Source organism: Klebsiella sp. RCJ4 (assembly GCF_009025755.1).
Taxonomy (GTDB): Bacteria; Pseudomonadota; Gammaproteobacteria; order Enterobacterales; family Enterobacteriaceae; genus Klebsiella; species Klebsiella michiganensis.
In genome coordinates, this window is the sequence record NZ_WCIN01000033.1 from 54,985 (window position 1) to 67,099 (window position 12,115).

Annotated in this window: 12 protein-coding genes and 3 tRNA genes; 4 read left to right on the forward strand and 11 right to left on the reverse strand. The window is 54.4% G+C overall.

What is annotated here, in order from left to right:
• Window positions 1-18: 18 nt before the first annotated feature.
• The 6 genes from F8562_RS11395 to mdtK form a co-directional block, all read right to left on the reverse strand.
• Window positions 19-516: a ferritin-like domain-containing protein gene (locus F8562_RS11395; RefSeq protein WP_014229611.1), complete on the reverse strand. Its 498-nt coding sequence runs from the start codon at window positions 514-516 to the stop codon at window positions 19-21.
• 88 nt (window positions 517-604) lie between these two features.
• Window positions 605-790, reverse strand: coding sequence for a general stress protein (locus F8562_RS11400; RefSeq protein WP_004136767.1), 186 nt, complete (start codon window positions 788-790; stop codon window positions 605-607).
• Window positions 791-1,234: 444 nt separating this feature from the next.
• Window positions 1,235-1,311, reverse strand: a tRNA-Val gene (locus tag F8562_RS11405).
• A gap of 4 nt (window positions 1,312-1,315) precedes the next feature.
• A tRNA-Val gene (locus F8562_RS11410) sits at window positions 1,316-1,392 on the reverse strand.
• Between the two features lie 4 nt (window positions 1,393-1,396).
• A tRNA-Val gene (locus tag F8562_RS11415) sits at window positions 1,397-1,473 on the reverse strand.
• A 210-nt stretch (window positions 1,474-1,683) separates the two neighbouring features.
• Window positions 1,684-3,057 carry an MdtK family multidrug efflux MATE transporter gene (gene mdtK / locus F8562_RS11420; RefSeq protein ID WP_014229610.1) on the reverse strand — a complete coding sequence of 458 codons (1,374 nt, stop codon included), beginning with the start codon at window positions 3,055-3,057 and terminating at the stop codon, window positions 1,684-1,686.
• Window positions 3,058-3,286: 229 nt separating this feature from the next.
• Here mdtK and F8562_RS11425 point away from each other — a divergent pair, with 229 nt between their 5' ends.
• The gene (locus F8562_RS11425; RefSeq protein WP_004851490.1) at window positions 3,287-3,922 is read left to right on the forward strand and encodes a riboflavin synthase; all 636 of its coding nucleotides are present in this window, start codon (window positions 3,287-3,289) and stop codon (window positions 3,920-3,922) included.
• A gap of 30 nt (window positions 3,923-3,952) precedes the next feature.
• Here the strand turns inward: F8562_RS11425 and cfa are convergent, their stop codons facing one another.
• Together cfa and punC are read right to left on the reverse strand one after the other, a co-directional pair.
• Entirely contained in the window at window positions 3,953-5,101 is a 1,149-nt protein-coding gene (gene cfa / locus F8562_RS11430) for a cyclopropane fatty acyl phospholipid synthase (protein WP_014838673.1), read from the reverse strand.
• A 298-nt stretch (window positions 5,102-5,399) separates the two neighbouring features.
• Entirely contained in the window at window positions 5,400-6,584 is a 1,185-nt protein-coding gene (punC, locus tag F8562_RS11435) for a purine nucleoside transporter PunC (RefSeq protein WP_014229607.1), read from the reverse strand.
• A 112-nt stretch (window positions 6,585-6,696) separates the two neighbouring features.
• Here punC and punR point away from each other — a divergent pair, with 112 nt between their 5' ends.
• The gene (punR, locus tag F8562_RS11440; protein WP_014229606.1) at window positions 6,697-7,608 is read left to right on the forward strand and encodes a DNA-binding transcriptional activator PunR; all 912 of its coding nucleotides are present in this window, start codon (window positions 6,697-6,699) and stop codon (window positions 7,606-7,608) included.
• An 18-nt stretch (window positions 7,609-7,626) separates the two neighbouring features.
• On the opposite strand, the gene purR is transcribed toward punR, so the two are convergent.
• Window positions 7,627-8,652 carry an HTH-type transcriptional repressor PurR gene (gene purR / locus F8562_RS11445; protein ID WP_004851481.1) on the reverse strand — a complete coding sequence of 342 codons (1,026 nt, stop codon included), beginning with the start codon at window positions 8,650-8,652 and terminating at the stop codon, window positions 7,627-7,629.
• A gap of 296 nt (window positions 8,653-8,948) precedes the next feature.
• On the opposite strand from purR, the gene F8562_RS11450 reads away from it, so the two are divergent.
• Window positions 8,949-9,038 carry a YnhF family membrane protein gene (locus tag F8562_RS11450; RefSeq protein WP_049082851.1) on the forward strand — a complete coding sequence of 30 codons (90 nt, stop codon included), beginning with the start codon at window positions 8,949-8,951 and terminating at the stop codon, window positions 9,036-9,038.
• Window positions 9,039-9,203: 165 nt separating this feature from the next.
• Window positions 9,204-10,370, forward strand: coding sequence for an MFS transporter (locus F8562_RS11455; protein WP_004851479.1), 1,167 nt, complete (start codon window positions 9,204-9,206; stop codon window positions 10,368-10,370).
• Window positions 10,371-10,426: 56 nt separating this feature from the next.
• Here the strand turns inward: F8562_RS11455 and sodB are convergent, their stop codons facing one another.
• Together sodB and F8562_RS11465 are read right to left on the reverse strand one after the other, a co-directional pair.
• The gene (gene sodB, locus F8562_RS11460) at window positions 10,427-11,008 is read right to left on the reverse strand and encodes a superoxide dismutase [Fe] (protein WP_004851476.1); all 582 of its coding nucleotides are present in this window, start codon (window positions 11,006-11,008) and stop codon (window positions 10,427-10,429) included.
• Window positions 11,009-11,132: 124 nt separating this feature from the next.
• Complete coding sequence (locus tag F8562_RS11465) at window positions 11,133-11,987, reverse strand: C40 family peptidase (protein ID WP_014229604.1); 855 nt, start codon at window positions 11,985-11,987, stop codon at window positions 11,133-11,135.
• Window positions 11,988-12,115: the final 128 nt, after the last annotated feature.

The window sequence follows — 12,115 nt, forward strand, 5'->3', positions numbered from 1 at the left end:
TATTGGTTTACTCTCTGGCTATTTATTTTGGGCATCTTTATTAATATTGCCGACCGCCAGGTCAGTTAATTTAAGGTCGGTTGATTTTTCTTCTTCTAACGTTTCCGCTAAAAGTTTAACCGCTTTTTTATAGCCAAGCTGTTCTGCTAAAGTGGCGAGAGTGCCGTAGCTGGCAATTTCATAATGTTCAACCTTTTGCGCAGCGGCAATTAACGCCGCATCCCGCACTTCATTTTTCTCCGTGCTCTCAATAACTTCGTTAGCTTCTTCAATCAGCCCCTCCATGGCCACGCATTTCATCCGTTTGATTTTGATATCAGGCTCTTGTTCGACAATTTGATCGATACGTTCAATTTGCCCCTGAGTCTCCTCCAGGTGGGCTTTGAACGCGGCGCTAAGCTGTTCGCTGGACGCCGCTCTGGCGAGTTTCGCCAGGCCGCGGGTTAATTGTTTTTCTGCGCTATACGTATCCGATAAAAGATGAATAAAAACGTCTTCTATGCTCTTCATATTCATATTAATTACCTTTATAAACGGAGAATAACTGCGAGTCCGCAGACTCGCAGGTTACTCTTTTAGTTACAAGCGAATGAGGCGATTAATATCAGGAATTATCAGATTTACGCCCGCCGCCATGGCTATTTTGGCCGCCTTTTTTACCGGCCTCAGATGCGCGCTGCGGATCGTTTTTAAAGTTACCACCGCTGTGCTGACCGCCTTTACGTCCTGCTTCAGATGCTTTATCACGGTCTTCAGCAAAATTACCGGAACCACCACGATGTTCTGCCATATTTTCATACCTCTGTTGTTGAGTTTATGTCAGGAAGATACGCTTTAGGTACGTATCCGTTGTCGTTCAGAAATTAAATTTAGTCGTTATTTTTGAACAGTCAAACCGGTTTGTGGTGATATTTTTTGAAATACTCTGAATTGCACTGCTGTTACCGTTTCGCTTGTTTTTAATGAATGTCAGCATAACGGGTTATGATCTAACGAAAGATTTTTATTCGCGAGGGAATATCGGCGGGGCCGCTGCGTTAATAAATGCAGCGTAGACGCGGCGCAGGGCTTTACGTCAATTTACATAAGCGCGGGAAATAAGTTGTCGGAATGGTGAAAGATATTAAGGACACGACCGGGAAAAATCAGAAAATAGCGTATTGCCAGCGCTGAAAGTAATTTTCGGATATTTCAATGCGGGAGATAAAAGGCACCATATCACGAGGCTGTGAAATGGTGCGTCCGAGTGGACTCGAACCACCGACCCCCACCATGTCAAGGTGGTGCTCTAACCAACTGAGCTACGGACGCATTATGGTGCGTTTAATTGGACTCGAACCAACGACCCCCACCATGTCAAGGTGGTGCTCTAACCAACTGAGCTATAAACGCATTATGGTGCGTTCAATTGGACTCGAACCAACGACCCCCACCATGTCAAGGTGGTGCTCTAACCAACTGAGCTATGAACGCAATGTTGCAGTGGCAACGGGGACGCATATTAGCGGGAGGGAGGGGTTGTGGCAAGAGGTAAACGTCACTTTTCTTCCAGATTTCTCACGATCGCAGAAGTTTTATCCATATTGGTTATATTTTACTGATGCAAAAGAATATTTCTTCACCAGCATGAGAAAACGGCGCTGAATCAGCGCCGTTGGATAGCGGCTTCGCTTCCGCGACGGTCTAGCGCGCCGCGCGTTGTAAAATGACGCTGGAAGGCTGACGCTGCAGGAAACGCATGCGCAGCATCATCATTACGGCGGCGGAGGTGAGGCCAATAATAAAGCCGCACCAGAACCCGGCGGGGCCCATGCGCGGTACCACGATATCGGTCAGCGCCAGCAGGTAGCCGCTCGGCAGTCCCAATACCCAGTAGGCGGTAAAGGTGATAAAGAAGATGGAACGCGTGTCTTTGTAGCCGCGCAGAATTCCGCTGCCGATCACCTGAATGGAGTCGGAAATCTGGTAGATCGCCGCCAGCAGCATCAGCTGGGACGCGAGGGTAACCACCTCGGGATTATCGTTATACAGCAGCGCGATTTGCTTGCGCATCAGGATGGTGAAAACCGCCGTGAAAACGGCCATGCACACCCCGACGCCGACGCCGGTTCTGGCCGAGGTCTGGGCCTCCAGCGTGGAACCCTGCCCGAGACGGAAACCGACGCGAATGGTCACCGCTGCCGCCAGCGAGAGCGGCAAGACGAACATCAGCGAGCTGAAGTTGAGGGCTATCTGATGCCCGGCGACGTCAACGATCCCCAACGGCGAAACCAGCAGCGCCACGACGGCGAAGAGGGTCACTTCGAAAAACAGCGCCAGCGCAATCGGCAGGCCCAGCTGTACCAGACGCTGGATGACGGCGAAATCAGGTTTACTGAAGCGCTCTGTGTGATGAATATCGCGCATCGAACGCGCGCGGCGCACCCAGAAGAGCATGCTGAAAAACATGACCCAGTAAACCGATGCCGTCGCCACGCCGCAGCCGATACCGCCGAGCTCCGGCATACCAAAGTGGCCGTAGATAAAAATGTAGTTCACCGGAATGTTGACCAGCAGACCGATAAATCCCATTACCATACCCGGTTTGGTTTTCGCCAGGCCTTCACACTGGTTGCGAGCGACCTGAAAGAACAGATAGCCGGGCGCGCCCCACAGCAGCGCCCGCAGGTAGCCGACCGCCTTCTCTGCCATCGCCGGGTCGATGTTATGCATTGAGCTGATAATGTAACCGGCGTTCCACAGCACAACCATCACCAGGAGGGAGACGAAGCCAGCCAGCCAGAACCCCTGGCGTACCTGGTGAGCAATACGCTCGCGACGGCCGGAACCATTCAGTTGGGCAATAACGGGCGTCAGGGCCAGCAGCAGGCCGTGGCCAAAGAGGATCGCCGGTAGCCAGATAGAGGTACCGATGGCGACGGCCGCCATGTCGGTGGCGCTATAGCCACCCGCCATCACGGTATCGACGAAGCCCATGGCGGTTTGCGCCACCTGGGCGAGTATAACGGGTATAGCCAGTGCTAATAACTGACGCGCTTCAATAAAATACTTCTGCACGTAAACACCTTTATATTGTTGTTATTGGAGGACTAAAAAAGCCGCCATATGTGGCAGCAAGAAGAAAAGCAGAGGGATTTGCCAGACTATTGTAGCGAGGATTAGCCATTTAGCCAGTGAAAAAATTCCACTGCACGTTGTGCGCTGGCAACCTGTTTTGCCACCTGTTATTGTTCGTCATAGCCTAAAACGGTACTGATACCGTCACGAATTTATACAGGAGCAAAATATGTTTACCGGTATTGTGCAGGGGACCGCCAAAGTGGTGGCGATCGATGAAAAACCTAACTTTCGCACCCACGTCGTGGAGCTGCCTGAGCATATGCTGGCGGGGCTCGAAACCGGGGCTTCCGTAGCGCACAACGGCTGCTGCTTGACCGTCACCCATATAGACGGCGCGCGAGTGAGTTTTGACCTGATGAAAGAGACCCTGCGTATAACCAATCTGGGCGAGGTCGGCGAGGGCGACAGCGTTAACGTTGAGCGCGCGGCGAAATTCAGCGATGAAATTGGCGGTCACCTGATGTCCGGCCATATTATGACCACCGCGGAAGTGGTGAAAATTCTCACCTCGGAAAATAACCGCCAGATCTGGTTTAAGGTTCAGGACCCGACGTTGATGAAATATATCCTTTATAAAGGCTATATCGGCGTAGATGGGATTAGCCTCACCGTCGGTGAAGTGACGCCAACCCGCTTTTGCGTTCATTTAATCCCGGAAACGCTGCAGCGCACCACGCTTGGGGTGAAAAAGCTGGGCGATCGGGTGAATATTGAAATCGATCCGCAGACTCAGGCGGTCATCGATACCGTCGAGCGCGTGCTGGCGGCGAAAGAGGCGGCACTGAAAACGGCGGCCGAGTAAAAAATACCCCCGCCGACGCGGGGGATATTTTTAGCGGGCCACGCGCAGGCCGTGTTCGGCCCCACGAGAAAAAACCACCTGCCAGAGCTGAATATCGCGCGCGCGGAAAGCGCCAGCGCAGGCATTCAGATAATAGCTAAACATACGTTTGAAGCGTTCCGAGTAGTTGTCGGCGATTTCCGGCCAGCTGGCGAGGAAGCGCTCATACCAGGCCATCAGCGTCGTGTCGTAGTCGGCACCAAAATTATGCCAGTCTTCCATAACGAAATGCGATTCGCTGGCTTCGGCAATATGGCGCACCGACGGCAGGCAGCCGTTAGGGAAGATATATTTGTTAATCCACGGGTCAACGCTATGATCGGTTTTTTTCGAACCGATAGTATGCAGCAGGAAACGACCGTCGGGTTTCAGATTACGATCGACCACATCAAAATAGGTGGCGTAATTTTTAGGCCCGACATGTTCGAACATGCCGACGGAAACAATACGATCGAAGCTTTCGTGCAGGTCGCGATAGTCCTGGAGCAGGATGGTGACGTCGAGGTCCGCGCAGCGCTGCTGCGCCATTTTCTGCTGCTCTGCCGAGATGGTCACGCCAACCACGCTGACCTGGTAATGTTTGGCCATGTAGTAAGCCAGCCCGCCCCAGCCGCAGCCGATATCCAGCACCCGCATCCCTGGCTCAAGCTCAAGTTTACGGCAGATCAGATCTAATTTTGCCTGCTGCGCGTCATCGAGAGTCTGCGCGTCTTTCCAGTAAGCGCAAGAGTACTGCATATAGGGGTCGAGCATGCGGCTGAACAGATCGTTACCTAAATCGTAATGCTCTTTACCGACAATCCAGGATCGTTTTTTACTTTGCAGATTGAATAAGCGTGCGCTGGCGATACGCAAGGTATCTTTGAAATGATGGGGAAGCTGATTTTCCAGACCGGCGCGTAAAACTTTATGGAAAAATATATCCAGCCGCTCACAATCCCACCAGCCGTCCATATAGCTCTCGCCTAACCCCAGCGACCCTTCCTGTAAAACGCGCTTAAAAAAGAGAGGGTTTTTAATTCGCAGGTCGGAGGGAGCAGGACCATTAATTTCAATGCCCGCACGGCCTAATAATTCAGCTGCAATTCGGTACCAGTCATCATTTGGTACACTTACTTCTTCTATACACGATGAACTCATAGCTTCTCCATCACGCCCAAGTGATCAGAACCTTAAAACAGCGTAGACGCTTTTTTGGCTTTGTGAGAAATCTCACGGATAATCCGTGAGGCTGCTATCCGACGTAGAACAGAGGAAGGGAGGTAACCCTTGCCGAAAGGCCTTCCATGGTGAAACGGGATGCATCCTGCTCCCGTTAAAATCAATTAGTTTTCTATTTATGTGACGCCGGATCCAGTATAGGCCGCTAAAAACAGGCTTTCAACAAAAATATCTTAGCAAGCTAATTACTGGATCTTAGCACTATCAGCACATTACCTTAAGCATGTGACGATTTTGTTTCCAGATGCGCGGCTTTGTGCTGCATGCGGTAGCCCATCCCGGCCAGCACGATGGAGACCAGCATCACGCTGGTGGTCGTTTGCAGCGGGGTGGCAATCAGCGTCGAGACCAGCAGGCTGGTAAGGAAACAGAGGCCAAGCTGCAGGGTGTTTTGCAGCGCAGCGGCGCGACCGGTCGCCTGCGGGAATGGCTTCAGGGCCTGCGCGACGACGATAGGGTAAATACCGCCATTCACCACCGCCATGGCGCAGAACGGAATCATCAAACCAACGAGCGTGGCGTTTTCCCGCAGGCCTACCAGCCAGGTGGCGGCGACGCTGAGGGCGAAAATCGTCAGCAGCCAGGGCAGAATTTGCTGGCCCTGCCATTTTTGCAGCGCCGCGCGGCAGCCATAACCGCCCACCAGAAACGCGATAGTTTGCGGAACGTAGCTCAGGCCGATAACGGTCGGGCCATAGCCCATTTCATGAAGAATAAACGGCGACCCCGTCAGCCAGGCAAAAAAGCTGGCGGAACAGGCGGCGTAGATGAGCACGTTACCGCTATACTCGCGCGAGCGCAGCAGGGTGAGAAACGTGAGCTTCTGCTGGGCGCTGGCAACCGGTTTGTTCGCTGGCTTCAGGCGCAGGGCGGGCAGCATCAGCAGCAGGGTAATCGCGAACAGCACGGCAAAAATAGCCTGCCATTCAAAATGGACCAGCAGCCAGCTGCCGAGCAGCGGCGCCAGCGCCGGCGATAAACCGACCAGCGGCATAATGGCGGCGAAAATCCGGTTGGTTCTTTGCGCTGGATAATAATCGGTGACCATCGCCTGCCAGGTCACCGCGGCGGCGCAAACCCCCAGGGCCTGAATAAATCGCAGCGCGAGCATCAGGTTGGCATCGCGAACCCACAGCATCCCCAGACAGCCAATAGCAAAAATGGCCAGCCCGCTCAACAGCACCGGCTTGCGGCCATAGCGATCGGAAAGGGGCCCCCAGAAAAGCTGGCCCAGCGCAAAGCCTGCCAGGAACAGGCTCAGGCTGGCGCTGACGGAGGCCGCAGAAGTGTTCAAATCTTGTTGCATGGCGGCGAAAGCCGGAAGATACATATCGGTCGCCAGAAAGCCCAGTACGCTGAGTCCAGCCAGCCAGACTAAAAATCCTTTCCCAGGTTGTTGCATCATCTTCTCTTTTTATTGTTGCAGGTACGATGGCGCAGAGTGTAGGGAGTGCATTAAGGCTTGTGAAACGCTAATATTTGTCAGGTGAATTCAAAAATTTTGCAGGCAGAAAATGTGGTCCGAATACTCGCTTGAAGTTGTCGATGCTGTCGCCCGTAACGGCAGCTTTAGCGCCGCAGCGCAGGAACTGCACCGCGTACCCTCGGCCGTCAGCTATACCGTGCGTCAGCTGGAGGAGTGGCTGGCGGTACCGCTGTTCGAACGCCGTCATCGTGATGTGGAATTAACGCCGGCCGGCGTCTGGTTTTTACAGGAGGGGCGTTCTGTTATCAAAAAAATGCAGATCACCCGCCAGCAGTGCCAGCAGATAGCCAACGGCTGGCGCGGGCAGCTCTCTATTGCGGTGGATAATATCGTTAAACCCACGCGCATGCGGCAGATGATCGTTGATTTCTATCGTCATTTTGATGACGTCGAACTGATTGTTTTTCAGGAGGTGTTCAACGGCGTCTGGGATGCGCTCGCCGACGGTCGCGTGGAGCTGGCTATCGGCGCGACGCGCTCAATTCCGGTAGGGGGCCGCTACGCCTTTCGCGATATGGGAATGCTGAGCTGGGACTGCGTCGTCGCGAGCCACCATCCGCTGGCCCAAATGGCCGGGCCTCTGAGCGATGACGTCCTGCGCAACTGGCCGTCGCTGGTCAGGGAGGATACCTCGCGCTCGCTGCCGAAGCGGACCACCTGGCTGCTGGATAACCAGAAGAGGGTGGTGGTGCCGGACTGGGATGCCTCAGAAACCTGTCTCTCCGCCGGACTGTGCGTCGGTATGGTACCCGGGCATTTAGCGCGCCCGTGGCTTGATAGCGGCGCATGGACGGCGCTGGAGCTGGAGAACCCCTTCCCGGACGCCGCATGCTGCCTGACGTGGCAGCAAAGCGATGCCTCGCCGGCGCTGCTATGGCTGCTGGATTACCTTGGCGATAGCGAAACGCTAAACCGGGAGTGGCTGCGGGCGCCGGAATGACCGACGCCGCGGGAAAGGTTAACGGCGATAATCGACAAACGGGCCGTCGGCCACGGAACGGCGCTCGACCAGGCGAGGGTGGACTTCAATCGACTGCGAGATTTCACGCTTATTAACGATGCGGTCCAGCAGCATGTTAAACGCCGCTTCGCCAAGAGAGTCTTTAGGCTGATGAATGGTGGTCAGCGCCGGGCTAAAGTAGCGGGCGTTGCGCACGTTATCATAACCGATCAGCGAAATATCCTGCGGCACGCGCAGACCCATTTCATCCGCCGCGCAGATGGCGCCCATCGCCATAATATCCCCGCCGCAGAAGATGGCCGTTGGGCGAGGGTGCTGGCCGAGAATCTGCTGCATGGCGCGATAGCCGGATTCCGGCTCAAAATCACCCTGCACAATCCAGTTTTCCGGAACGCTAATCTGCGCCTCTTCCATCGCTTTCATAAAACCTGCCAGCCGGCCTGCGCCGGTGTTACGCTCCAGCGGGCCGGGGATCACGCCGATATCGCGATGCCCGCGCTCAATAAGGTAGCGCCCGGCGATATAGCCGCCTTCAAAGGCGTTATCGACAACCGAGTCGGTGAAGTCGGCTTTTGCCTCGCCCCAGTCCATCACTACCATCGGAATATGGCGATACTCTTCCAGCATGCTTAACACCGACTCCGGATACTCGGAGCACATCACCAGCAGGCCGTCTACGCGTTTCTGCGCCATCATTGACAGATAGGCGCGCTGTTTCTCCGGGTCGTTCCACGCGTTGCCGAGGATCAGGGTGTAGCCCTTCTGGAAGCAGCTCTTCTCGACGGCTTCGATAATCTCAGCGAAATAGGCCGCTTCGCTGCTGGTTGCCAGCAGACCAATAGATTTGGTGTGATTGACCTTCAGGCTGCGGGCAACGGCGCTGGGGGAGTAATGCAGTTCTTTTATTGCCGCCCACACCGCATTGCGCGTCTCTTCCGCAACGAATCGGGTTTTGTTAATAACATGTGACACTGTTGTAGTGGAAACGTTTGCGCGCTTCGCTACATCTTTAATAGTTGCCATTACTTCTCACTCCAGACCTTGACCTGATCGTCTGTTTATCGGTACGTAAACGTTTGCCTGTACACACCCTGGCGCCAAAATTGAGCATGGCATCACGTCGGGAAAACGACACAGAACGACAGGAAGGGGTCAATGGCCGATACGCTTTCAAATTAGCGTGGGATTTTGTCCGATCTTGGGGCAAAGGGGAAGAGCAAAAATGTGCATCACTCTAAATCTCGGAAGATTTTTACGCTATTCTGTGTAAAAATGAGCAAGCTCACTTTTCATGTGGGGATAATCAGGGGGAAAAATTGATGGATACAAATTTAAAGTTTTCGCTGACGACAACGATTATTGTTCTTGGTTTGATTGTTGCCGCAGGTTTGACTGCAGTACTGCACTAATTATGCGATTAAGGGAGAGGCCGCTCTCCCTTTCTCTCCGCCATTATTATCATTTTCGCAAAAATCTTTTGCCATTTCGTTCACTTTTGTTTTTCTGTGATTGATGTCATGCTTTTGACTTCTGATGAGATGCCGTCGCGGAAGGCGGCCTGATGGAGTCCCTGCATGAAAATCAATTTTCCCCTGCTCGCGCTGGCGATCGGTGCCTTTGGTATCGGCACAACCGAGTTCTCCCCGATGGGGCTATTACCGGTTATCGCTAAAGGCGTGGACGTTTCGATTCCGGCGGCGGGAATGCTGATTAGCGCCTATGCCATCGGCGTGATGGTCGGCGCGCCGCTGATGACTCTGCTGCTCTCCCACCGCGCGCGCAGAAATGCGCTGATCTTCCTGATGGCGATTTTTACCCTCGGTAACGTACTCTCTTCCATTGCGCCGGATTACACCACGCTGCTGCTGTCGCGCATTATTACCAGCCTTAACCACGGCGCCTTCTTCGGCCTGGGTTCGGTGGTGGCGGCGAGCGTTGTGCCAAAACACAAACAGGCCAGCGCCGTGGCGACGATGTTTATGGGGCTGACGATAGCCAATATCGGCGGCGTTCCCGCGGCGACCTGGCTGGGCGAAACCATCGGCTGGCGGATGTCGTTTCTTGCCACGGCGGGGCTGGGCGTGATTGCGATTATCGGTCTGTGGTTTTCTCTACCGAAGGGCAGCGCCGGCGAGCGCCCTGACGTCAAGCAGGAGCTTTCCGTGCTGATGCGTCCGCAGGTGCTGTCGGCGCTGCTGACGACGGTACTGGGGGCAGGGGCGATGTTCACGCTTTATACCTATATTTCTCCCGTTTTGCATACCATCACCCACGCCTCTCCGCTGTTTGTGACCGCCATGCTGGTGCTGATTGGCGTCGGCTTCTCGCTGGGTAACTACCTTGGCGGTAAGTTTGCCGACCGTTCCGTTAGCGGGACGCTGAAGGGCTTTCTGCTGCTGCTGATGGTTATCATGCTGGCGATCCCGCTGCTGGCGCAATCGCAGGTGGGCGCGGCAATCAGTATGGTGGTCTGGGGCGCGGCGACCTTTGCGGTGGTGCCGCCTTTGCAGATGCGCGTGATGCGCGTCGCCCACGAAGCGCCGGGGCTGTCATCATCGGTCAATATTGGGGCTTTTAACCTCGGAAACGCGCTGGGCGCGGCGGCGGGCGGCGCGGTCATCTCTGGCGGCCTGGGCTATGCCTTTGTCCCGGTGATGGGGGCGATTATCGCAGGCGTGGCGCTACTGCTGGTGCTGTTCAGCGGCCGGGCGCAGCCGGAAGAGGCGTTCGCCAACCGTTAATATTGCGTGAAGTCATACAATAACCGCAGAAGCTGAAAGGCTTCTGCGGTTTGCTTTTATGCAGCCAGATTAGCAGCAACAAACTTCCAGTTTACCAGCGCCCAGAAGTGCTCCAGATAGTTCGGACGGGCGTTACGGTAGTCGATGTAATAAGCGTGTTCCCAGACATCCACGGTCAGCAGCGGAGTCGCGTCGCTGGTCAGCGGCGTACCGGCGTTGCTGGTGGAGACAATAGCCAGGCTACCGTCGGCGTTTTTCACCAGCCAGGTCCAGCCTGCGCCGAAGTTTTTTACCGCTGCGTCGGTGAATTTGGCTTTGAAATCAGCGAAGCTGCCGAAGGACTTAGCGATAGCCGCCGCCAGTTCGCCTTGCGGTTCGCCGCCGGCGTTCGGCGCGAGGCAGTTCCAGTAGAAGGTGTGGTTCCAGACCTGAGCGGCGTTGTTAAAAACGCCGCCATCGGAAGAACGCACGATCTCTTCCAGGGTTTTGCCTTCAAACGGGGTGCCTTTGATCAGGTTATTCAGGTTGGTGACGTAGGCCTGGTGGTGTTTACCGTAGTGGTATTCCAGGGTTTCTGCGGAAATGTGCGGCGCCAGGGCGTCTTTTGCATATGGTAATGCAGGTAATTCGAACGACATTGCTACTCTCCTTTTTATAGTTTGCCTGCGTAATAACCATGTATTACGCAGGGTAATAATAGTAGCAAATTAAAAGATGTGGCAAAAGAGAGAGTTACCCTGTCGCCGCAGCGACAAGGCACAATTAGCGAATGGTTTTCGGCGTCATGACGCGACGTGCGCCCACGTAGTGGCGTACCCAGTAATCGTCGCTTAATGAGGTGATCTGAATGTCGCGGCCGGTACGCGGAGACTGGATAAATTTGCCGTTGCCAACGTAAACCCCGACGTGATCGGCAGTGCCGCGCCCGCGGGTGCGGAAGAAGACGAGATCCCCGCTTTGCAGCTCACCGCGATCCACAGGACGGGCGTCGCGCAGGTGATACATCTCATTGGCGGTGCGCGGAATGTGAATTTTAACCAGGTCCTTATAGGCGTAATAGACCAGACCGCTACAATCAAACCCGGTACGCGGAGAGGTGCCGCCCCAGCGATAGGGTTTGCCAATCTGATCCATCAGCTTGGACATGGCGGTGCTTTGCGCCTTTTGTACCCGAGCTTTATGCGCGTCGGCGATGGTCAGCTGCGGCTCGTCGGCAACCGGTTTGCAGCGGGTTTTATAGCCTTTACGCACCACGCACTTTTTCTGCACGCTTGCGGTTGCCATCTTGCTTTCCGCTATCGACCTTGTCGAACTGGCGCACAGTTTTTTATAGCCTTTGCGCAGAACGCATTTTTTTGTGGCGCTGGCAGTCTGGCGTGACGCGGTTGATTTGCTGCGGCTGGCGGTCGACGTTTTCTTGCTGGGGGTTTTGGCGGTGGTTTTACTTTTAGAACTGGCTGCTTTTTTCTTACGCTCTGCGGTCGTGCCCTTGGCCGGATGCGCTTTTGGCGTGGCCGAAGCGTGCGTATGCCCGGAAGCATGCGCCAGCGGCGTAAGTGAAATAGATGTGAAAAGTAATGCACAGAGCGAAATCGCGATTTTGTTAAGACGCGCCACTGAGCAATCCCCTGATTAAATTACAGACATATACAGATGCCTGACGATGAATGACAAACCGCATCGATTCTAAAGCATAAAATCGTGGAGAGTTACTACTCTTTTGTATCTAACGTCTCGTTTGGTTA